Origin of the sequence: Prosthecobacter sp. (assembly GCF_044226605.1) — a bacterium.
Lineage (GTDB): Bacteria > Verrucomicrobiota > Verrucomicrobiia > Verrucomicrobiales > Verrucomicrobiaceae > Prosthecobacter.
Map to the genome: position 1 here is coordinate 563,405 of NZ_JBGAGS010000001.1, position 21,596 is coordinate 585,000.

Below are 21,596 nucleotides of genomic sequence, written 5' to 3' on the forward strand. Positions count from 1 at the left end.
TGCATTTTCCCTGGCTCCGGTCCTTTTCCCTCCGTGAGTAATTCCCAGCCCATCTCGTCTCGCCAAAACATTCTGCTCGAGGTGGCGCGCCGCCTCAGCAGCACTCACGACCTCGTCGAGCTTGTCGATCACATCCTTCAGCGGTCACGTGAGGTGATGGACTGCGAAGTTTGCTCCATCCTGCTCCCTGATGGTCCCAGCGAGGACCTCCTCATCCGCTCCACACTGGACCCCATCAATGCGATGGAGGTTCGAGTTCCGAAAGGCAAGGGCATTGCCGGGGATGTTTATTCCACCAAAAAGGCCGTCAATATCGAAGACGCTCTCAGCGATCCCCGACATTTTCGTCCCGCCTCCGACAAGTCCGACCTCGTCACTCGTGCCATGGTCACGATTCCGCTGCTGGATGGAGATCGCTGCCTGGGAGTCATGCAGGCCATCAATCCCAACCATGGTGCCGCCTTCACTCCGCAGGACGTGGAATTGTTCGAAACTTTCGGCAGTCTCATTGCAGTGACTTTGATGCGCCTTGAATCGCAAAAGAAGGCTATTTTGGAGGCCGCAAACCGCCAGCAGCTCTCCCTCGCCACTGAAATCCAAAACTCTTTTCTTCCCGCATCGCAGGTGCGACTTGGCGACGTCGCCGTGGAAACTTTCTACGAGCCCGCCAGTGAAGTCGGAGGCGACTTCTACTTCTGGCACCAGATCGATGATGGCAAGATTCTCCTCGGTGTGGGTGACGTCTGCGGCAAGGGCCTGCCCGCTGCCCTCGACATGGCCCGAGGCACCACGCTGATCGCTTCCACCGCCCATCTGTGCACCTCCATGAGCCTTGCCGAATGGATGGCCACGCTCAACAAACGTCTTTGTGGCGTCATGAAAGCCGGGCGCTTCATTGCCATCAATGCCATTCTCGTCTGCCCGAAAACACGGCGCGTCTGGCTTTGTTGCGCCGGACTGCCTGCCGCACAGGTCTTTGATGGCACAGGCTGGAAAGAAGTCGCAGCGCCCGGCAATGCCCCCCTCGGCATCGCTTGTACCGCCCGCTACGAGCACACTTCCCTCCCTTTCAGCACCGGGCGCCAGTGGATGCTGTATACGGATGGCATTCTTGAAGTGCAAAACAGCGCGGGAGAATACTTCGAGGACAAGTCTTTCGCCGCTGCCATGAAACCCGCGGCGGATGGCCATGCATTCTTAAGCCATCTTGTGAGGCAGTGGCGCTCCTTTGCCCGGGACGCCGTTTATCAGGATGACGCCACCGTCTTGATGATCACCGATCATTCTCTCCCGCCAGCGAACGCCATTGCCCTCACCTGTCATCCGGACACGCTCCGTCTGGTCCGTGAGTTCATCGAATCCTGGTCCGCCTATCATGGCCTGAGCGACGAGTTCACCGGGCTTCTCATTCTTGGCTGCGATGAAGTGATGAGCAACATTTGCAAATACGCCTACTGCTCCACCAGCAGCGAGCGCGCGGCCACGTGCCGCATCGCTTCCACTTCAGGCTCGGTTCACATCCTCATCGAGCACATGGGGGAGGGTATCACCAATGAAGACTTTCAAAGGCTGGTCGCTCCTCCCTCCATCGATCATCGCATTGGCGGCCTCGGTCTGCATGTCATCAGCGAGATATTCGACCGTACCGACTTCCGCAGGGAGCAAGACCGGTCCGTGATCGAATTGGTTAAGTCAATGTAACAACACACCCCGGCAGTATTCGTATTGACCCTAAATCTCCCTTTAGATAAAACCGGCGGCGTAATTCCAAAAAAATGGAAACGCCTACCAAAATCAAAATCGTCGCCGTCATCGGCATCCTCGCCGGGCCCTTTCTCGCCTACACCGGCCATCAGGAAAAAGAGCGCCTCGCCAAGCTCGATAAAGAGGGTATCACGGTCGACGGCCATCTTGAAGGAGGCGAGTACCGTCGCAGCGGCAAACGCTCCCGAAGCTACAGTTTTGAGGCCGTTTTCACCCCCCAGGGTGCAAGCGCACCGGTGAAAAAAAACTTCAAAGTCTCCTCCACCTTTTTTTCTTCGCGCACCAACGAAACTTCCATCACGGATCCAAAGGTTCAGGTCCGGTACCTGCCCGACAATGCTCAGGAAAGCGCCGTTATCATCGGTGGTTCCACGAACGATGCCGGGCTGTTCCCTGTCGGCATCGGTGCCTTCGTCCTGGGCGTCGGCACCCTCGGTGTCATGACCATGCGCAAGACCTGAGCAGCAGCACACCTGCGCTGAAGATCGGCCCAGGCGGGGGGCAGCTCCCGCCATTCATGCTTCACTGCGGCATGCAGCGCCTTGACCATCCCTCAGAACACCGCCATGCGTGAATCATTCGCTCATGGCCAAAATCCGCATCAAATCCGCCGGCAAAATCCTCGCATGGTTCATGCGCGCCATCGCCCTGACCGTGCGCTGGAAAATCCGTGATGATGCCGGGGTGTTCGACTCCCGGCGGCTCGGCTGCATCTGGGGCTTCTGGCACAATCGCATGTTCCTCTTTCCCTGGACCCATCAGGAGTGGTTCCCCAACATTGACGGCACTATCCTCACCAGCCCCAGCGGCGATGGCCAGATCATCGCCGACCTTTGCGAAAGCTTTGGCATCGAGGCCGCGCGCGGCTCCAGTTCAAAGCCGGAAAAAGGCATGAGCGCACTCATCACCCTGGCGGAAAAGGCGCGCAAAGGCCACGAGATCGGGATCACGCCGGATGGTCCCCGCGGCCCTATTTATCAAGTGCAGCCCGGCATCATCAAGCTCGCCCAGCTCACCGGCGTGCCCATCATTCCCGCCCACATGCATTACAGCCGTGCGCTGCATTTCAAAACCTGGGACAAGTTCATGCTCCCCCTGCCATTTTCCACCATCACGCTCGTGCTGGACCCTCCGCTCTACATCCCGCGCCGCATGACGGAGGAGGAGTTTGAGCAGAAACGCAAGGCCCTGGAAGAAGCCATGCTCCGCGGCAACGATCCCGCCTACCTCCAGCAACGTCTCCTCGCGTCTCCGGCCTCCACGCCAAAGCCTCCCCTGCCCTCGCGCTGAGCCCGTTCGTGCCTCGTATTGCAAGATTGCACGCAGTTTGGAACCACTCTTGAAACTCCGCCGCGCGCCCGCTAGCCTTGCCGTATGGATACGCTCTCCGTCCGCTGCAACCACTGCGGGGCTCCCCTGCAGGTTGCCGAAAAAACTCGCTTCGTCACCTGCCAGTTCTGCCACAGCAGCCTGGAGGTCAAGCGCACCGAGACCACCATCTTCACCGAAGAAGTGGCCCGGATCGCCGAGAATACCGGCAAGATGGCAGAGAGCCTGGAAATCATCGCCCTGCAAAACGAGCTTGAAAGGCTCGACCGCGAAATGGGAAGTGAACATCTGTCTGCCGCCATGAACAGAAGCGGCTCAGGTACGGCCGGACGTTTTATGGGCACCATCTTCGGTGTTTTCTTCGCCGTGGTTTGCATCGTCATGGCCACTGGCTTTTTAAAAGCCGGTGCAGGCATTTTCGCCATCGTTCCCATCGGCATGGCGCTGTTCGGAGTGGTCATTTCAGTCTCGTTTATGCGCAGTGGCATCAATGAAGACAGGTCCCGCGCTGCGTATCACACCCGCAGGGAAGTTCTCGAGCGCCAGCTTGAGGCCTTGAAGCAAAAATAAATGCTCCTCGCTTTTTACAAACCCTTCGACGTCCTCTCCCAGTTCACGCAGGAGCATCCCTCGCACCGCACCCTCGCCGAGTTCGCCTTCCCTCCGCACGTCTACGCCATCGGCCGTCTTGATCGCGACTCCGAGGGCCTTCTCCTCCTCAGCGATGAAGCCCGCTGGAACGACCGCCTCCTCAATCCCCGCCACGCACACCCCCGCACCTACCATGCCCAGGTGGACGGCCAGATCACCGAGGACGCACTCAAAAAACTCCGCTCCGGCATCGATCTCAAAGATTTCCACTCTCTGCCCTGCAAAGCGCAGCGCCTCGACACCGAGCCCGATCATCCGCCGCGCGATCCTCCCATCCGCGTCCGCAAAAACATCCCCACTTCCTGGATCGAGCTCACCCTCACCGAGGGCAAAAACCGTCAGGTTCGACGCATGACCGCCGCCGTCGGCCACCCCACCCTCCGCCTCGTCCGCGTCTCCATCGGCTCCCTCACCCTCGCCGATCTCCCTCTCAAACCCGGCCAGTGGCGAGAATTGACCACCGCAGAACAGCAGAAGGTCCTTTCCGCCTAAGCGCCTTCAGCCCCTTAGGAAACAATGGTCAACCACTGTCAACAACCGTAAACCACCGTTAACTCCCCTCTCCGCCCAAACTCCCTCCTTGCACACCCGCGCCGCCATGCCATTTTCCGCGCCCTTTTCCCCCAACCCCAGCATGGCCCTCATCGTCCAGAAATACGGCGGCACCTCCGTCGGCAATCCCGAGCGAATCCGCAATTGCGCACGCCGCATTCTGGAAACCCAGCGCGCGGGCAATCAAGTCGTCGCCGTCGTTTCCGCCATGTCTGGCGTCACCGACAACCTGATCAAGCTCGCCAAGGAAGTCTCCCCTGAGCGCGAACCCATCGAGCGTGAGATGGACGTCCTCCTCGCCACGGGTGAGCAGACCACCATCGCCCTCACCGCCATGGCCATCAATGCCCTCGGTGGCAAGGCCGTCTCCCTCACCGGCGCGCAGGCAGGTATTTCCACCGACGGAGTCCACACCAAGGCCCGCATCGTCAATATCACCCCGGACGCGGTGAAAAAGATGCTCGACGAAGGCAATATCGTCATGCTCGCCGGCTTCCAGGGCGAGACCGCCAGCGGCGAAATCACCACCCTCGGCCGCGGCGGCAGCGACCTCACCGCCATCGCCATGGCCGCCGCCATCAAAGCAGACCTCTGCCAGATCTACACCGACGTGGACGGCGTTTACACCTGCGACCCCCGCGTGGTGAAAACCGCGCAAAAAATCCCCGAAATCAGCTACGAGGAGATGCTCGAGATGGCCTCCTCCGGCTCCAAGGTGATGCAAAGCCGCAGCGTCGAGTTTGCCAATAAATTTGGTGTGCGCTTTGAAGTGCGCAACAGCATGAACAACAACCCCGGAACCATCGTGAAAGAAGAAACCCCCGGCATGGAATCTGTCGTCGTCCGCGGCGTCAGCCTCGAGCGCAATCAGGCCAAGGTCACCATCGACGACGTCGCAGACCGGCCAGGCATCAGTGCCGCCATCTTCGGCGCCATCGCCTCCGCCAACATCACGATCGACATGATCGTGCAAAACGTCAGCTTCGACGGCATCACTGACATCTCCTTCACCCTCAGCGGTGCCGACCTCCCCAAGGCAGAGTCCGCCCTCAAGGCCGTCCTTCCCACTCTCGGTGACAAGGCCCAGCTCCGCACCCAGGGCAGCATCGCCAAGGTCAGCGTCGTCGGCATCGGCATGCGCAGCCACAGCGGCGTTGCCGCCAAGATGTTCAAGGCGCTCGCCGACGCCAAGATCAACATCCAGATGATCTCCACCAGCGAGATCAAGACCGCCGTCATCGTCGAAGAAGCCGAAGTCGAAAACGCCGCCCGCGTCGTTCACACCGCCTTCGGCCTCGATGCCTAAGTCCAAGTGATAAGTGGTGTGGGCACACCAGCCCTCACTCTGGGCCACACTGCGTCATCAAACTGAGCGATGAGTGAGGAAATCAATCCTTACCAGGCGCCCCGGTCTGCCATCTCATCTGTTTCGCCAGAACCGCCTCGAAATCGTAAGGCAGGCTGCGTGCGCGGATCCATCGGCTGCGGCTGCCTGGCCCCTCTTGCTTTATTTCTGAGCACTGCATTTCTAGGTGACATCGGAGGACCACCCCTTTGGCCCCTCCTGGTCATATTCGGCACGTTCTTCGGTGCGGTTCTAGGAGCGCTCTTTGCTCCCTACCGCAAGCTCCAGAAGTGAGCACCGCGTCACACCTTGCTTCAAGTTCGCCATTGGGTCCTCACTTCAACCCCAACGGGGTTGCGGAATACAGCCCAGGTTCAGCCGGGCCTCAGCGAGGCGACCCTGGGTTTCTGCAAAACACCCCGGAAAGCAAACCCAGCACGCTCTTTGCATCTCTTCGTGCATCAGCAGCACCTGTGCAATCGCCGCCACATGCCTGCGCCTAGGTCATCTCCAAAACATATCGCCTCCTCCACAACACAAAACCCCGGCCCGCGCTCTCGCGCGGAACCGGGGTGATGAAAAAACACCGTCGCAGGCGGACTATGCGCTGCGCTTCAGGTAGTACTGCTGATACACGTTTTCGTTCAGCTTCAGCTTGGCACGCAGGCTGTCCAGGGCGGCAGGTTCGCCGTTGAACTGGATGTTGATGAAGTGGCCGCCTTCGACGTGACGTGGGTTGAAGGGGAACTTGCGTTTGCCCATGTTGTCGATCTGCTCAAGCTTCAGGCCGGATTTCTCCATGTCCTTGCTGATGGTGCTGACCAGGGAGTCAACGGTTTCTTCTTTGCCTTTGGTGTCGAGCACGATGAGTGCCTCGTATTTGCGGTTCATAGGTGTGTATTTCGGGGGTTAAGATTCAGGTTGCCGGTTAAAGACATTCATGGCGTTTTCCAGCCCACGTTCAACCGCAGAAAGCACGGCATCTGCAGCTCGCTGGATCACGGTTTGCAGCGCCGGCTGCTCCTCGGTGCGAAATTTTCCCAGCACATGCCCCACCATGCGTTCACCGGCGGGCCGGCCTTCTGCAGGAGAGATGCCCACCTTCAGGCGCGGAAACTCATCCGAGCCAAAGGAGGAAATGAGGGAGCGAATTCCATTGTGCCCGGCGGCAGATCCATTCGTGCGAAAACGCAGCCGGCCCAGCGGCAGATCCACATCGTCGTAGACAACCAATGTCTGAGCCGGAGAAGCTTTGTAGAAGTGGCCGACCGCCTGCACGGAGCGACCGCTGTCGTTCATAAACGTGAGCGGCTTGAGCAAAAACCCGCCGCTGAATTTCGCCACCAGCCCGGCCCACCGCTTTTCCTCGCGGAAAGCGGCTCCCATGCGTTTGGCGATTTCGTCCAGCACCATAAATCCGATGTTGTGGCGTGTGTCGCGGTAGGTTTCGCCAGGATTGCCCAGTCCGACAATCAGGCGCGGCGCATTCAAGCCACTGCTCGTTGTTGCCGCGCCGGAAGCCACATCGTGGAAAAGGTGCAGGGATGATTACTTCTTGGCGGCCGGCTTTGCAGCAGCAGCACCGGCGGCGGGCTTGGCACCAGCGGCGGCGGCAGGAGCAGCGGCACCGGCGGCGGGCTTGGCACCAGCAGCAGGAGCGGCGGCGGCAGCAGGCTCGGGTTCGGCTTCCACTTTCGGCTCTTCGCACATCACGATCACCACGTCGCCACCGAGGCGGCAGGTGACGCCTTCGGGGAAGGCGATTTCGCTGACGTGGATACCCTGGCCCACTTCAAGGGCTGTGACGTCGATCTGGATGCTCTCTGGGAGGTTCTTCGGCAGGCAGCGCACTTCGATTTCGTGGTGGATCGCTTCCACCATGCCGCCCTGCTTCTGTCCCTTGGCTTCACCCACGGTGACCACCGGCACGTTCGCGTGAATTTCTTCGTCGGCAGCCACAGCATGGAAATCGATGTGGAGAATGCCGCCGCGCAGGTAGTCGTGCTGCACTTCCTGCACCAGCGCCAGCTGCTCTTCACCGGCGATCTTCAGGGAGACGAGGATGTTGTCAGACGCGCTGCCTTCGAGGAGCTTCGAGAAGGTTTTGCCGTGCACCTGAATGCTGGATGCCTTCACCTTGCGACCATAGAGTGCAGCTGGGATGGTGCCTGCCTTGCGCATGCGTTTGACGGCGCCGGTACCGGATTGGGTGCGGACTTCTGCCTGGAGATCGAGAATTTTAGCCATGGTCGGGGTTCCTCAGTGAGGAGATTAAGTTTTGGAAAAAGGGCGCGGAGAATACACGCTTACCCCCTCGTGTCAAACAGGGATGTGACAGACTCATTCCCATGAATGCGGGCAATGGCCTGCGCCAGCAGGGGGGAAATGTCCAAAGCGGTCACTTTGTCCCCCGTCGCCTGAGGCGTCGAATTCGTCGCCAGGAGCTCCACAATCGGGGATTTGGCGATGCGATTTCGCCCTTTTTCCCCCAGCACCGCGTGGGAGACCCCCGCATAGATCTTTTTCGCCCCATGCTTCAGCAGCAGGTCTGAAGCCGCTGTCAGCGTCCCGGCCGTTTCAGTCAGGTCATCCACCAGCAGAACATTTTTTCCGGCCACGTCCCCGATCACGCTGTGCGCCTCCACTTCCTCCGCGCTCACGCGGTTCTTGGCCACGATCGCCATCGGCGCGCCCAGTGCCTTGGCAAAGGCATGCGTCATTTTGATGCCGCCCACGTCCGGAGAGACCACCACGAGGTCGTTGATCTCACGCTCACGGATAGCCTTCATCAAAACCGGCGCCGCGTACAGATGATCCACGGGAATATCGAAGAATCCCTGAATCTGTCCTGCGTGCAGGTCCACGGTCAGCACTCGGTTCACTCCGGCGGCCACCAGCAGGTTTGCCACCAGCTTCGCGGTGATCGGCACCCGCGGCCGGTCCTTGCGGTCCTGACGCGCGTAGCCAAAGAACGGCAGCACTGCGGTAATGCGCGCGGCGCTTGCACGGCGCACGGCATCCACCATGATCAGCAGTTCCATCAGGTTCTGATTCGTCGGCGGACACGTCGGCTGCACGATGAAAACATCCCCACCGCGGATGTTTTCATGGATTTGCACGAAAGTCTCGCCGTCCGGGAAAGTGGTCAGCTCAGCAGCGCAAAGCGCGATGTTCAGGTTCTTGGCGATCGACTGCGCCAGAGTCGGGTGGGCAGAGCCGCTTAAAATCTTCAAACTTTCATTCATGGGGCGCGGAGTTAGGCGAGTCTGTCACAGAAATCAACCTGTCGCGTCATTCCGCCGCTCATTGCGGGTTCTTCGTGACAACTTCCCGCAGGTCTGGAGGTTATCCTGCTCCCAATCCAGCCCTGCTCCCACCCCTGCCATGAGCGAATTCCCCAGTTCCGACCCTCCGCCGAAGACCACCGGCGGCGGCTGGCGCTGGGAGCCTCCGCAGCCGGAGGAGTTGCAGGAGCTCCTGCCACAGTATGAAATCCATGCCCTGATCGGCCGCGGCGGCATGGGTGCCGTTTACAAAGGCATCCAGCTCAGCCTGGATCGTGCGGTCGCCATCAAGCTCCTCCCGCCCGCCATTGAGCAGCAGGACACCGCCTTTGCTGAGCGCTTCAAAAATGAGGCCCGTCTCATGGGCCGGATGAACCACCCTGCCATCGTCAGCGTGTATGACTTTGGCCGCACTGCGGACGGTCAGCTCTACTTCGTCATGGAGTATGTGGATGGCACGGACGTCCAGCGCATGATCGCCCGTGAAGGGAAGCTCCCGCCTGAGCACGCCCTCGCCATCACCGCCCACCTCTGCGATGCCCTCGGCTACGCGCACAAGCAGGGCATCGTTCATCGCGACATCAAACCCTCCAATGTCCTCATCGACATGGAAGGCCGCGTCAAAGTCGCCGACTTCGGCCTCGCCAAACTGGCCGACAAAAGCCGCACCTCCGGCATTACCCAGACAGGCATGGCCATGGGCACGCCCGATTACGTCGCCCCGGAAACGCTTACCTTCGGCGCGGATGTCGATGGCCGGGCGGATATTTATGCCGTTGGCGTCATGCTCTATCAGATGCTTACCGGAGACATCCCACGCGGAATGTTCCGCATGCCCTCGCAAAAATTTCAGAGCATTGACCCGCGCTTTGATGCCATCGTCCGCCGTGCCTTGGAGCATGACCGGGAGGAGCGCTATCAGAGCAGCCACGAACTGCGCCTCGATCTTGACGTGATCCTTACCACACCCCGCGCGGAGCCCCGCAAGGAGGCCCCCGGTCCGCCAGTCCAGCAGGCTGAATACAAACCCGGGCGCACCGTTGTCCCATCGTCACGCAGCCCCGGCTCTTCGCCCCAGCGCCAAACCACGCCCCGGCATCCCGTGCATGAGCCGCCACCGCCTCAAAAGCCCGAGCCATCTTCCACGCTGCCTTACGTTTTCGCGGTCCTGCTCGTTCTCGGCATCGGCGGGTGGTTCATCGCCCAGGAGAGTCAGGACCCTTCCACCACCGAAGCATCCGCCGCAGCATCTGCCAGCGAGTGGGTCACCAATCGCCTGTCACAATTGGAATCCGAGTTTCAGGCCGCCTTCGAGCGTGAGGCTGACGCGCCTTACACCGCGCAAATGAAAGCCCTCGATGCCGGCTACCCAGGTTCTCTGGATCGCGCCATCCAGGACGCCACCAAGGCTGGCCACCTCGATGATGCCGTCGCCCTCCGCGAAGAAAAGCAGCGCTTCACGGCGCGCAAGTCCATGCCCGCCATCGATGCCCCAGGTTTGCACGAGGCCGTCATCATCCAGCGCAGATCTTACCGCGCCGAAGAATCAAAATATGCCCGGCAAAAAGATGCCGCATCACGCCCCCTCTACGATCGTTACGTCCAGGATCTCGCCACCCTGGAAAAAGATCTCCTCTCTCAAGGTCGTTCCGCGGATGCCGCCATTGTCCGCACCAAGAGCGAAGACCTCGCCGTCCGCCGCAAGCAGTCCGCAGCCAAGACTCCGGCAGGCTCGTAGCTTTTCGGAACCATGGCTGCATGCAAACTCTTCAACCGAGGAACAAAAACGTCCGTCATCAGATACCTCGGCTAAAAAGCAGCTCGCCATCTTCACCCGTGCATGGCCTCGTCATTTCATCCTCCAACCTTTAATACTCCCTCATGCCCTGGATCCACCTCACCATCGCCGGCCTCTTGGAAGTCGCCTGGGCCATCGGCCTGAAACAGACCGACGGCTGGTCCCGCCTCTGGCCCAGTGTCATCACCGTGGCACTCATGATCGCCAGCTTCTTCTTCCTCTCCCTAGCCCTTCGCACCCTGCCCCTTGGCACCGCCTATGCCGTCTGGACCGGCATCGGCGCCGTCGGCACCGCCCTCGTCGGCATATTCATCTTTGATGAACCCCGCACCGCCGCCCGCCTCGTATGCATTCTATTGATCATCTCCGGCGTTGTTGGCCTCAAACTCGCCTCTTCCCACCCTTCATAATGTATAATTCATAATTCATCCTTTTTGACAACCCCACCCCCAACCTCTTCATTCTCCTCATGACCCCCAGCCCCTACTCCGATTTTCCCTCTGTCATCGCCCCTCAGTCCAGCTACATGGTCCCCACCGTCATCGAGTCCGAAGGCCGTGGCGAGCGCGCCTATGACATCTACTCCCGCCTCCTGAAGGACCGCATCATTTTCCTTGGTGGCGAGGTCAATGACACGATGGCCTCCATCATCATAGCCCAGCTTCTCTTCCTCCAGATGCAGGACCCCAAGAAGGACATCAACATCTACGTCAACAGCCCCGGCGGCAGCGTCACCGCCGGCCTCGCCATCTATGACACCATGCAGTTCCTCACCTGCGACGTCTGCACCTACAGCATCGGCCTCGTCGCTTCCATGGGCGCCGTCCTGCTCGCCGCAGGCACCAAGGGCAAGCGCTACGCCCTGCCCAATTCCGACATCATGATCCACCAGGTCTCCGGCGGCGCACGCGGCACCGCCAGCGATGTGGAGCGTACCGTCGAGTACATGTTCGGCCTCAAGAAGCGCCTCAACCGCATTCTCGCCCACCACACCGGCAAGTCCGTCGAACAAATCGAACGCGACGCTGACCGCGACAACTACATGTCCGCCGCCCAGGCCGCCGAATACGGATTGGTGGACAAGGTGCTCGAAGGGAAGAAGGACGTTCCCTCGGACTCCAAGTAAAACACACCTCATTAAAAGGGCGGGACTCAAACTCCCGCCCTTTTTTGTGCCCTCGGATAAACGCCGATTTTCGTCTTTCGAGCTTGGTCATTCATTCATCATTGGTCATTCTGGTTTCGTCATCCCCACTACCCGCCATGAAATTCGGCTTCGTCACCGCCATCCTCCCTGAACTCTCCTTCGACAACGTCCTCAACTTCGCCCGCCACGAAGGTTTCGCCACCGTCGAAGTCATGTGCTGGCCCGTCGGCAAAGCCGAACGCAAATACGCCGGAGTCACTCACGTGGACGTCACTTCACTGACGAAAACCAAAGCCCAGGAAATCCTCGGGCACTGCCAGGACCAGGGCGTCAGCATCAGCGCCCTCGGCTACTACCCCAACATGCTCGACCCAGACGCCGAAGTCTCACGTGCAGCGGTGGCCCATTTCAAAAAAATGATCGCCGCCGCCCCAAAGCTCGGCGTCACTCTCGTCACCGGCTTCGTCGGTCGCGACTGGACCAAGACCATCGACGAAAACTGGCCCCGCTTCCTCAAAATCTGGAAGCCCATCGTCCAGTTCGCCGAAGACCATGGCGTCAAAATCGGCATCGAAAACTGCCCCATGTCCTTCACCCGCGACGAATGGCCCGCCGGCAAAAACCTCATGACCACCCCCGCCGTCTGGCGCCGCGCCTTCAACGACATCGACTCCGACTCCTTCGGCCTCAACTACGATCCCTCCCACTTCATCCTCCAGGACATGGATCCCCTCAGCCCGTTGGCCGAGTTCAAATCCAAGCTCTTCCACGTCCACGCCAAAGACGTCAAAATTAACCGCGCCGCCCTCAACCAAGTCGGCCGCTTCGACTTCCCCCTCAACTGGCACCAGCCCAGAATCCCCGGCTACGGCGATATCAACTGGGCCGCCTTCATGGCCGAACTCATGCGCATCGGTTACGATGGCCCCCTGTGCATCGAAGTCGAGGACGACACCTTCGGCAAAACCCTCGAGGGCCGCATGAAAGCCATCAAAGTCGCGCGCAATGTACTCGCGCCGTTTTTTGGGTAAGCATCTGATTCGTCTTCGACCTCGCCAGTCCCGCTTCGCTTAGTCACAAAGCGTGATGAACATCACAAATCGAGCCCGCATGATCACAGCAGCCCTCCTCAGCTCCGCCGTGCTGATCGCAGTCGTGATCCTGTGGTTCAACCGCTCTGCGAAGGTCTCAGACATGTCGAAAGGCGCATCTCTCGTGGCAGTTCCGACTGAAGACGAGATCGCTGCCGCCCATGCTGAAAATCACGCCCAGGATGCAGCCATGACCCATGAGCAAATCATGGAGAGATCACGCAACGATCTTAGCATCAAAACCTCGGCTCACGCAGGCGCCTGGAAGCTGGGAAAAGAGGAACGCTGGGATTGGGACGGCGACAAAGGCACTTTGATTTTTACCTTCAAAGACAAGGTCGTGCGCACCCGCGCTCAATTGGTGGGCTCCTACGTCTATTCCCGCAGATCCTGGCTCTGGGCTTGGGCCAATAACACCATACCCGAAGACTCGAAGTCAGACTCCAAAAGGGTTCGAGAACACATGGTCCAGCGCCGTGTGGCCGGCTTTGATCACGAAGAGCTGTTTGTCGATGAGCAGGAGGCCTGGGACTTCGCAGCACTTGCTTGCTATCTGACCAATGCTGAAGGTGCCTATGGCGGGGGCGAAGGCGACATGCGCGCCTTTTTCACTTTTCATGAGGTGGAGATCATGCCGCGCCGGTAGCCGTCATCTTCTTGGCGCTGTCACCACTTTTAAACTCCATCTCCTCCTTCTGCGCGCCATCACGCAGATGCACCAGGGTCACCTGATCCTTAAACAACTCCGCAAACACCGCGCACTTCAGCAACGCCCCCTCCACGCCCCCCGGCATCTCCACCTCAAAAAACAGCACCACCGCCGGATCCCCGCTCTTCGCGCTCGCCTCATCCATCTCTCGTCCCACCCACCTCATCTTCGCCACCTTCCCGGCAGCATCCGTCACCACAAAAGTTTTTGCCAGATACGCCTGAATCTGCGCATCAAATTCCCCCGCTGGCGTTTTGTCGATCTTCATCTCCCGCTCGCTCTGGCGGACAAGTGCGGTCTCAAGGTCGCTGAGAAAAACCGTCAGGCTTATTTCAAGCCGCTTGGTTTCAGCATTGTATTCCGCTTCTGCACTGGAGGTATGTACCGCGTGGGCATGCAGGCAGGCGCTCGTCAGAAAGTAGAGGATGAACGCCAGTAAGCGCATGCCAGCGCATGGTAGGCTGCTAGCCACGTCAGGCAAGCCGCGAGCGACTCTTCCCTGCTCCCCGGCTCGCTATACGCTAAAAAAGTGGACGTCGACCTGCTGAAACCTTTATAGTACAATAAATTGTGTGAATTTCACCGCTTCTCCCATGTCCCGCCATCGGAACCGGCACCTCTGTCTCCTGTGCAGCCCTGAGATGGACACCACGCATCAATCCAGGTTTGTCTCCAGAGCACCGCACGGACGCCTCCAGCACGCCTTCGCCATTCCTGCCGCAGACTCAGTTGCTCACTCCATATAAGACCAGACCATGAGACTCATTGTTTTCCTGCTCATCTCCCTTCTCGTCATTCTCGCCCTCACCAACCCCAATGAGGCCGAGTTCCGCAACCACATGCAGCAAAAATACGGCATCGCCGGCTCCGTCGGCTTGAAGGTCGCGGCTATTTTCTCGGCTGGGACCAGCACCGGCATCTCTCGGGACAATTACTTCTTTTTCAGCCGCTACTACATTGGAGGGGATGGACTCCTCCCCCGCACCGATCTCGCCTGGGGCGTCGGCGGCACCTTCTTTGACATTGAAGACGGCCAGGCCAGCCGCCCCAAAGGCAGACACTGAACTTTGCCCCTGCCTCACTCCTGCTTCTTCTCCTCCGGCTCCTTCTCCTTTTTCTCAGCCGGCATCTCCACCGTCACATTCAGCTCCCACGCACGAATTTGAATGGCATAAATCAGCGCCGCCACTGCCAGCACTCCCAGGATTGCCAGATGTATCAAGCATCCCGTACGGCAGCCGATTCCTTGAAACGAATCGCGATAAGTGCGGATATTGGTTCTGGCAGACTCCCCCATGCATGGCATCCTGTGCCATCTTGGATTGGACAGCCAGCGATTGCAGACGATTTTTAGCCGCACGCTTTCACCGATCCCTCCACCCAATTCTCCCTATCCCCTCCCATGTCACGCCGTGCCCAATCTGGAGTCCGCCCCACCCATTGGCTGGGATTGATCGCAATCCTCGCCGTGGTCCTCGGCGGCGGTTATGCCTTGATGAATCGCAGCATCGATCCCATGACCGGCCTCACCGACCTCAGCGCCTCCGAGTTCATGGAAAATGCCACCGCTCTCAGCGGGAATGAATACAAGGTCGAAGGTGTCATTGACGACCGCCTCGACAACTGGCGCAGCACCGCGGGCCGTCTCTTTAGCCTGAAGCTAAGCGACAGTTCGGACAGCACTTTTGTCCCCGTCTGGGTTCCTCCCGAATACAAAGGCCCCAATATTCAGCGGCAGCAGCGGTATATCTTTAAGGTCCATGTCCTCGAGAATGGTGTCCTCAAAGTCCTTGGCCTCATCAAAGCGTAACCTCCCCTCCCTATGAAGCGCCTCACTCTTGTCCTTGTCATCGGCGGACTGTCCTCAGCGAGCGCCCAGGTGCTGCCCGGCAGCACCGGTGTCGGTGCGCCACCTGCACCGGCCACCACCAACTCCAACAACAATTTCAACATGGTGCCCGGCTCCGCAGCCGACCGCCAGACCGATACCCAGACCGCCCTCGGCAACATGCCCATGGCAGACCCCGGCTCAGAAAATGCCACGTTCAATGGCAAGATCTGGAACGTGACGAACAACCGTCTCATGCGCTCCCGCTTCGAGACCTACCTCACCACTCCCGAGGCCAACGGCCCCGAAGACCAGGCCTACCGCGATCTCATGGCTCTGATCATGGAGCTCCTCGCCCCGACGCACAAGCAGGCTCCCGATCCTGTCACCAAAGTGCAGGCCCGCGGCCCGGAAGTCATGAAAGCCTTCGCCCTCCTTCCAGAGGCAGGCTCTGCCAAAATCGACGGCGGACTTTGCAATGCCGTCGCCAATGCCATCTGGGATGTCTGGACGGCCCAGAAGCGCGTTAATGAACGCAAACTCGCCAATACAGCCATGGCAGAGCGCCGCAAGCAGCTCGAATGGAACGCGGAAATGGGCTTGAACAGCGCCCCGCTCTCAAAATCCGGCGCCACCTCCAGCAAAAGTGCGGGTCAGCAGAGCGGCCAGCAAACCCAGGATGCCGCCACCAGCGCCGCGGTCGGCCGCACGTCCGGCTACATCAAAGGCATCGCGGACATCGAAGCCCGCACCAAGCTCAACGAGACCGCCATGGGCCTCTCCGAAGTCAGCAGCAAGATCCAGTTCCAGGCGCTCATCATCCAGCTTTTCATGCAGCGCCGCTTTGAGCACGCCGTCATCGCCTGCCGCTTTTATCCCAATCTCTTCCGCGATGGCGAAAGCATCCTCCAGCTCGACAAAGGCAGCGATGTCCAGAAGCTCCTCTCCAGCAGTTTCGGCGTCCCCCCCACCGTAAGCATGATCGACGGCCTCTCCCTCGAAGCCATCCGCAGCGTCGATGAATCCCTCGTCTCGTTCGAAAATCTCGTCGCCCGCCGCGATGTGGACAGCGCCAGCAATCGCCTCCTCGAAGCCTACGCCATCGGCGAATACCTGCCCCGTGTCCGCCGGCTGCCCATGACCGAAAAGACCAAGGTCCTCGACTTCGTGCGCAAGAAGAACAAGCTCCTCTCCTTCCTCGAAATGAAGGACTACGCCAGCGCGGAGACCACCGTCATGGAGCTCCGCTCCACCTCCGAAGACTTTGAATACGCCAAGCCCCTGGCCGCCATTCAGACCGCCAAGACCATGAGCAATCTCCACGTCAACAACGCCAATGCCGCCATGGGCAGCAAAGACGTCAAGACCGTCGAGGCAGAGATGAAAGCCGCTGCGGAAATCTGGCCCACCAATCCCCGCGTCACCCAGCTCAGCGAGACCATGATGCAGTCTTCAGACGTCAAGTCCAAGACCCTCATGGAGTTCGACCGTCTCATGAGCCAGCGCAACTACCGCCAGATTTTCGAAAACAAAGCCCCGTTCATCGCCGCCGTTGACGGCGATCTCGCCCGCCAGAAGCAGCTCGAAAAAGTGCTCAATGACATGGGCCGTCTTGAACTCGTCGTCGGTGGTGCCAAGGAGCTCGCCGCCAGCAGCGCACCCGCTGCATGGGAAAAAGTTGAGAAAGAGTCCAAGCTCTACCCCGACGATCCCGTCCTCAGCAAACTCCGCGCAGACCTCGGCGTGAAAGCCAGCGAGTTCGTCACCGCTATTGAAAACGCCCGCCAGCAGGAAGAAAAGCAGCAGGTCGGCTCCTCCCTCGCCTGGTATCTCCGCGCCAAGCGCATGCACCCCATGAGCGAAATGGCCAAGGAAGGCATCAAGCGCCTCGTCGAAGTCATCAAAAACGGTGACCAGCCGCCTCCAGACACCACCACCACCACCACCGAGACCACGTCCGCCCTCAACAACTGAGCCGTCTTGCAATGTCTAGCTCACCCCTCAAAAGGGAGCGAAAACATTCCCATGCCCCTGAATAAGCCGGCATGTGCGGCCCGCCCGTGAAGGGTTCTCGCGGCCAGAGTTGCACCCGTTAAGACAGGACGCATCCTTGCTCACCGATACTTCGACAGCCCCACAAGATACTGCTGCGCCAGATCCGTTTGCGGCCGCGTGAAAAAATCCGCCGCACTGGACGACTCCTGCACCTTCCCCGCCGCCAGAAACACCACCCAGTTAGCCACCTTCCGCGCAAAGCTGATCTCATGCGTGGCCAGGATGATGCTCTGCCCTGCCTCCGCCAGTTCGCGGATCACATCCAGCACCTCTCCCGTCATCACAGGATCGAGCGCCGAGGTGGGTTCATCCAGCAGCAGCAGCCGCGGTTTCGGCGCCAGCGCTCTCGCGATCGCCGCCCTCTGCTGCTGTCCCCCCGAAAGCTGGCTCGGCCGTTTGTCCTCGTGCCCCTTCAGGCCCAGACGGTGCAGCAGTTCCAGCGCACGCTGCTCCGCCTGCCCCTCTCCGACTCCATGCACTTCGCGAAGTGGAAGCGTGATGTTTTGGAGAGCCGTGAGATGTGGAAACAAATTGTAGCCTTGAAAGACAAAACCGTTGCCGCGCCTCTCACGAAGAGCGCCTTCTTCATCTTGCGGGAGCCGGCGTCCATCAATGCTTACATGGCCAGCATCCGGCACCTGCAGGCTGCCGAGCACACGCAGCAGCGTGGACTTTCCTCCTCCAGACGGTCCCAGCAGCGCGATCACGCTGGCCTCTTCTCCCGTGGCCAGCGAAGCCCCATCCAGCGCCGCGTGCGCACCGTAGCATTTTGTCACTCCGTGCGTCTCAAGTTTCATACGCAAACCTCCCCTCCAGACGCCGCGCCAGATGCGAAAGCGGCAGCGTCACAATGATATAAGCAAGCGCCAGCGGCACATACCCCTCCAGCGCCGCATGCGTGGCCGAACCGGCAATTTTGACTTTCTGCACCAGTTCCTCAATCCCAATGGCCGAGAGCAATGACGAATCTTTGATCAATGACACAAGCTGCCCGGTCGTCCCCGGCAGAGCGCGCCGCAGCGCCTGCGGGATGATCACAAAGCGATAGGTCTGCGCTTTGTTAAGCCCCACGGCACGCGCCGCTTCAAGCTGCGAGGCGCTGATGCTTTCCACCGCTCCGCGGAAAATTTCAGCCAGGTAAGCACCCTCAAAGCATCCCAGGAGAATGATCCCCGTGAAGATCGGCTGGTCCACTCCCAGTGCATTCGCGATGATGTAATGCCCGATCAGCAGTTGCACCAGCAGGGGCGATCCCCGCACCAGCTCCACCACTCCACCGCAAACCATCCTTACTGGCAGCCACGGTGCGCGCCGGCCCAGCATCAGCAGAAAGCCAAACGCAATACTCACTACCATCGCCACCAGGGAAAGTCCCAGCGTCGTGACCCAGCCGTACAGAAACTGCTCACGGTACGGCCACACACTGCCCCAGTTCCACTGATACTCGACAGCTGAAAACAGCCCGTAAAACCCGGCCGACATAAGCGCAAACAGCCCCAGCACGTAAAGCGCGTAGCGCGTCTTCGATGCAGAGATGGTGGGGGAGGCGGACAAGACCCAAAGACTTACACCTCAAAGCACCCATTTGTCCCGCTGATTTTCTTCACTTCACTGCATCGGCCGCCTTTGCCTCCAGGCCCCTTCCTCTCCCCCTTCTAAAACGCTTCCGCGACTTCCACCACGTGCCTCTGCAAAAACAGCACCACGCCTCGAGCGATTCCGCTTGCGATCTTATCCCGATATCCAGCCTCTTTCAGCCGCACCACTTCTTTGGTGCTCGTGATAAATCCGCATTCCACCAGCACCGCAGGGCAAGCGGCCCGCGCTACCACAGCATAGTCCCGCGCTTTGACCCCGCGATTTTCCGCCTGGGTGGCACTGCAAACCAGATGCTGAACCACCTTGGCGAACTCGGCGCCGTCCCCTTCATCAGCTTCACTCCCGCCACCTGCCCCCTCACGTAACCGCGCAGACAGCGTCTTCGTTTCGGCGAAATAGGTTTCGATGCCCTGCGCTTCGCTTCCCTCTCCGTCGGTATTGAGATGCACACTGACAAACGCGGCAGCGCCGTTCCTTCCAGCCATTTCAGCACGCTCATCGAGCGACAAAAAGCGGTCTTCATTGCGGGTCATCACTACCCGAAGTCCGGACGCTTCGAGTTCCTTTTTCAGCCGGGTCGCGATGTCGAGGCTCATATTTTTTTCAACCACGCCGTGAGACACCGCCCCGCCATCATGTCCGCCGTGCCCCGCATCCACAATCACCAACGGAATCGTTTCACTCCACACCGTCTGCTTGGGCATCGGCGCTGACTCCTGCTGCTGCTGCTGCAACCAAACCAAGCAAAAAGCGCTGCCTCCCAGAGCAGAAAAGGCTGCCAGGGTTTGCAGGCTCAAAACAACAATTCGGCGAAATTTCAAAAAAATAATTCACCGATATAAAATATTTGATTGAATTAGCAATCTGATTTTCTACAATAGCCATATTATGAAGACGCCTTGTTCTGCATCCCGTTTGCTGAGTTTTCTCGTGCTTTTCCTGGGACTCACTGCGGCAGCGCCGCTCCTGGCTCAAGGGGTGTCCCATAATTTCAACCAGGCGCCCCCGCCAGGATATCCTGCCCCGGGTGCCAGCCTCAAACAGCCGTCCACCCGCTCCACCCGGCAGTCTGCTGCGGCGATTCAGACACCGGTAACACACCCACAATATCCCTCTGCATATCCGCCTCCGGCTGGCTATACTTATCCACCCCCACCGCCTGGATACGGACTGCCCTCAAAAGGCACGTCTCCTAAAACCTCGGCTTCGAAACTCCCTCCCGCTTCCACCAAGTCCGGGGCAAAAACAACCACATCGAAGAAAGCGGCCACGCCTCCGGCCTCGAATCCGCAGCCAAAAGTTTACGGCCCCACTGGAGACCTGACCAATCAAGTCACTAAATTGCGTGAAAGCGACAAGGTGCAAAACATGCGTATCGGTGAACTTGAGCGCGATGTCAGCAGCATCAAACGCGGCAGCAAAGGCACCTCCCGCTATGATGGTGGCTCCGATCTGGCCGCCCACACCACTTACATCGCCCGGCCTGGGGATACCCTGTGGCGCATTGCCTCCACCCATCGCGTCAGCGTCGGCGAAATCCAGCAGCTCAACCGCATGACCGAGGAGGAAGTCCATGTCGGTCAGGCCCTGCTCATTCCCTCTCCCCATCGCCTCGATCCAACGACCACACAAGTCAGCTATACCCCTTCGACTCCCGGCGGCCACTCCAACCAGGCCCCAGCCTCAGCCACCACCACTCGTGTGGTCACCTCTCCTTTGTATTACACCGTAAAAAAAGGCGACAGCCTCAAAGCCATCGCCCTCAAGCACAAGACGAACGCCGTTGCACTCGCCAGCGCCAACAAGATCAAGGACGTCAACAAAATCACCGTCGGTCAGCGCCTTAAAATCCCCGGCCGCACCACCACCGTCACGGTGGCCTCCAAGTCCCCGCCGCCCCGTTCCGAATCTTCTGACACCACACCTCTTCCTAATTATGGCGTCCCTGGCACACCTCCCCCGCCAGCTTCCGGCTTGGGAATGGCTCCTCCGCCACCCACGCAGCCGCCGGTTTCACAGCCAGCCCCGCCACCCGCTGCTCCCAAAGGTCCAGACCTTACCGACTCTCACCGTGGCATCCTTGCCTACCGTGTGGACCGTTCCGACACCATCGAAACCATTGCCACCCAGTTCACCACCACTCCGGATCACATTCGTGAAATGAACCGCCTTACCCCCGGTTCAACCCTGAAAGCCGGAGATGAAATCATGGTGCCTGCCATGGGTGCCGTCTCAGTGAGCACCCGCTGATATCACCAGCCCCTTGCCGCATGGCAGGCTCTGCCATCGGCTCTCCTCAAAAGGCAGATGGCAAAAAGGGAACATAGTGCCCTGCAAGCAAAACCACTGCCGAGATCTCCTGCGCTGTGCAGGCATGGGTAGTCTTCATTCAATGCGCACCCACTTTCCAAACTCTTGATGCCGGATGCCAAATCCGCACCGGA

At 59.5% G+C, this 21,596-nt stretch carries 24 protein-coding genes; 15 read left to right on the top strand and 9 right to left on the bottom strand.

Translation table 11 applies throughout. The features are described from left to right. Nucleotides 1–33 precede the first annotated feature (33 nt). The 6 genes from ACILSO_RS02025 (at nt 34) to ACILSO_RS02050 (ending at nt 5,602) form a co-directional block, all read left to right on the top strand. Nucleotides 34–1,701, top strand: coding sequence for a SpoIIE family protein phosphatase (locus tag ACILSO_RS02025; RefSeq protein WP_395735683.1), 1,668 nt, complete (start codon nt 34–36; stop codon nt 1,699–1,701). Nucleotides 1,702–1,775: 74 nt separating this feature from the next. Next, nucleotides 1,776–2,225 (top strand): DUF3592 domain-containing protein, encoded by a 450-nt coding sequence (locus ACILSO_RS02030; RefSeq protein ID WP_395735684.1) that lies wholly within the window; start codon nt 1,776–1,778, stop codon nt 2,223–2,225. Between the two features lie 124 nt (nt 2,226–2,349). Beyond that, nucleotides 2,350–3,054 carry a lysophospholipid acyltransferase family protein gene (locus ACILSO_RS02035; protein ID WP_395735685.1) on the top strand — a complete coding sequence of 235 codons (705 nt, stop codon included), beginning with the start codon at nt 2,350–2,352 and terminating at the stop codon, nt 3,052–3,054. A gap of 84 nt (nt 3,055–3,138) precedes the next feature. Continuing rightward, the gene (locus ACILSO_RS02040) at nt 3,139–3,663 is read left to right on the top strand and encodes a hypothetical protein (protein ID WP_395735686.1); all 525 of its coding nucleotides are present in this window, start codon (nt 3,139–3,141) and stop codon (nt 3,661–3,663) included. Further along, nucleotides 3,664–4,236, top strand: a complete 573-nt coding sequence (locus ACILSO_RS02045; RefSeq protein WP_395735687.1) for a pseudouridine synthase — start codon at nt 3,664–3,666, stop codon at nt 4,234–4,236. A 142-nt stretch (nt 4,237–4,378) separates the two neighbouring features. Further along, nucleotides 4,379–5,602 (top strand): aspartate kinase, encoded by a 1,224-nt coding sequence (locus ACILSO_RS02050; RefSeq protein ID WP_395735688.1) that lies wholly within the window; start codon nt 4,379–4,381, stop codon nt 5,600–5,602. A gap of 639 nt (nt 5,603–6,241) precedes the next feature. On the opposite strand, the gene rpsF is transcribed toward ACILSO_RS02050, so the two are convergent. The 4 genes from rpsF to ACILSO_RS02070 are packed head-to-tail and all read right to left on the bottom strand — an operon-like array spanning nt 6,242 to nt 8,886. After that, nucleotides 6,242–6,532: a 30S ribosomal protein S6 gene (gene rpsF, locus ACILSO_RS02055; protein WP_377164332.1), complete on the bottom strand. Its 291-nt coding sequence runs from the start codon at nt 6,530–6,532 to the stop codon at nt 6,242–6,244. An 18-nt stretch (nt 6,533–6,550) separates the two neighbouring features. Continuing rightward, complete coding sequence (gene pth / locus ACILSO_RS02060) at nt 6,551–7,132, bottom strand: aminoacyl-tRNA hydrolase (RefSeq protein WP_395735689.1); 582 nt, start codon at nt 7,130–7,132, stop codon at nt 6,551–6,553. Nucleotides 7,133–7,189: 57 nt separating this feature from the next. Then, on the bottom strand, nt 7,190–7,888 hold the full coding sequence (locus ACILSO_RS02065; RefSeq protein ID WP_395735690.1) for a 50S ribosomal protein L25: 699 nt from the start codon (nt 7,886–7,888) through the stop codon (nt 7,190–7,192). Between the two features lie 59 nt (nt 7,889–7,947). Beyond that, complete coding sequence (locus ACILSO_RS02070) at nt 7,948–8,886, bottom strand: ribose-phosphate diphosphokinase (protein ID WP_395735691.1); 939 nt, start codon at nt 8,884–8,886, stop codon at nt 7,948–7,950. A 139-nt stretch (nt 8,887–9,025) separates the two neighbouring features. Between ACILSO_RS02070 and ACILSO_RS02075 the strand changes: the two genes are divergently transcribed. From ACILSO_RS02075 to ACILSO_RS02095, 5 genes are all read left to right on the top strand, one after another. Next, the gene (locus ACILSO_RS02075) at nt 9,026–10,663 is read left to right on the top strand and encodes a serine/threonine-protein kinase (RefSeq protein ID WP_395735692.1); all 1,638 of its coding nucleotides are present in this window, start codon (nt 9,026–9,028) and stop codon (nt 10,661–10,663) included. Between the two features lie 143 nt (nt 10,664–10,806). Beyond that, a complete protein-coding gene (gene sugE, locus ACILSO_RS02080; RefSeq protein ID WP_395735693.1) occupies nt 10,807–11,133 on the top strand; it encodes a quaternary ammonium compound efflux SMR transporter SugE in 327 nt (108 codons plus the stop codon). Nucleotides 11,134–11,192: 59 nt separating this feature from the next. Beyond that, entirely contained in the window at nt 11,193–11,849 is a 657-nt protein-coding gene (locus ACILSO_RS02085; RefSeq protein WP_395735694.1) for an ATP-dependent Clp protease proteolytic subunit, read from the top strand. Between the two features lie 137 nt (nt 11,850–11,986). Beyond that, a complete protein-coding gene (locus tag ACILSO_RS02090; protein ID WP_395735695.1) occupies nt 11,987–12,901 on the top strand; it encodes a sugar phosphate isomerase/epimerase family protein in 915 nt (304 codons plus the stop codon). A gap of 79 nt (nt 12,902–12,980) precedes the next feature. Then, nucleotides 12,981–13,607: a DUF6882 domain-containing protein gene (locus ACILSO_RS02095; protein WP_395735696.1), complete on the top strand. Its 627-nt coding sequence runs from the start codon at nt 12,981–12,983 to the stop codon at nt 13,605–13,607. On the opposite strand, the gene ACILSO_RS02100 is transcribed toward ACILSO_RS02095, so the two are convergent. After that, a complete protein-coding gene (locus tag ACILSO_RS02100; RefSeq protein WP_395735697.1) occupies nt 13,591–14,115 on the bottom strand; it encodes a DUF6702 family protein in 525 nt (174 codons plus the stop codon). The two genes, ACILSO_RS02095 and ACILSO_RS02100, sit on opposite strands and share 17 nt — an antisense overlap. Before the next feature lie 310 nt (nt 14,116–14,425). On the opposite strand from ACILSO_RS02100, the gene ACILSO_RS02105 reads away from it, so the two are divergent. Further along, entirely contained in the window at nt 14,426–14,734 is a 309-nt protein-coding gene (locus tag ACILSO_RS02105; RefSeq protein ID WP_395735698.1) for a hypothetical protein, read from the top strand. A 14-nt stretch (nt 14,735–14,748) separates the two neighbouring features. Here the strand turns inward: ACILSO_RS02105 and ACILSO_RS02110 are convergent, their stop codons facing one another. Further along, nucleotides 14,749–14,892 (bottom strand): hypothetical protein, encoded by a 144-nt coding sequence (locus ACILSO_RS02110; protein ID WP_395735699.1) that lies wholly within the window; start codon nt 14,890–14,892, stop codon nt 14,749–14,751. 180 nt (nt 14,893–15,072) lie between these two features. Between ACILSO_RS02110 and ACILSO_RS02115 the strand changes: the two genes are divergently transcribed. Both ACILSO_RS02115 and ACILSO_RS02120 read left to right on the top strand, forming a co-directional pair. Beyond that, entirely contained in the window at nt 15,073–15,480 is a 408-nt protein-coding gene (locus ACILSO_RS02115) for a hypothetical protein (protein ID WP_395735700.1), read from the top strand. 12 nt (nt 15,481–15,492) lie between these two features. Further along, nucleotides 15,493–17,472, top strand: a complete 1,980-nt coding sequence (locus ACILSO_RS02120) for a hypothetical protein (RefSeq protein WP_395735701.1) — start codon at nt 15,493–15,495, stop codon at nt 17,470–17,472. 140 nt (nt 17,473–17,612) lie between these two features. Here ACILSO_RS02120 and ACILSO_RS02125 read toward each other — a convergent pair whose 3' ends face one another. The 3 genes from ACILSO_RS02125 to ACILSO_RS02135 all read right to left on the bottom strand — a co-directional run bounded on the left by ACILSO_RS02125 (nt 17,613) and on the right by ACILSO_RS02135 (nt 19,973). Further along, nucleotides 17,613–18,350 (bottom strand): amino acid ABC transporter ATP-binding protein, encoded by a 738-nt coding sequence (locus tag ACILSO_RS02125; protein ID WP_395735702.1) that lies wholly within the window; start codon nt 18,348–18,350, stop codon nt 17,613–17,615. Continuing rightward, nucleotides 18,340–19,107, bottom strand: a complete 768-nt coding sequence (locus ACILSO_RS02130; RefSeq protein WP_395735703.1) for an amino acid ABC transporter permease — start codon at nt 19,105–19,107, stop codon at nt 18,340–18,342. The genes ACILSO_RS02125 and ACILSO_RS02130 overlap by 11 nt, the downstream gene beginning before the upstream one ends. A 101-nt stretch (nt 19,108–19,208) precedes the next feature. After that, a complete protein-coding gene (locus ACILSO_RS02135; protein ID WP_395735704.1) occupies nt 19,209–19,973 on the bottom strand; it encodes an N-acetylmuramoyl-L-alanine amidase in 765 nt (254 codons plus the stop codon). Nucleotides 19,974–20,520: 547 nt separating this feature from the next. Between ACILSO_RS02135 and ACILSO_RS02140 the strand changes: the two genes are divergently transcribed. Then, nucleotides 20,521–21,402: a LysM peptidoglycan-binding domain-containing protein gene (locus tag ACILSO_RS02140; RefSeq protein WP_395735705.1), complete on the top strand. Its 882-nt coding sequence runs from the start codon at nt 20,521–20,523 to the stop codon at nt 21,400–21,402. Nucleotides 21,403–21,596: the final 194 nt, after the last annotated feature.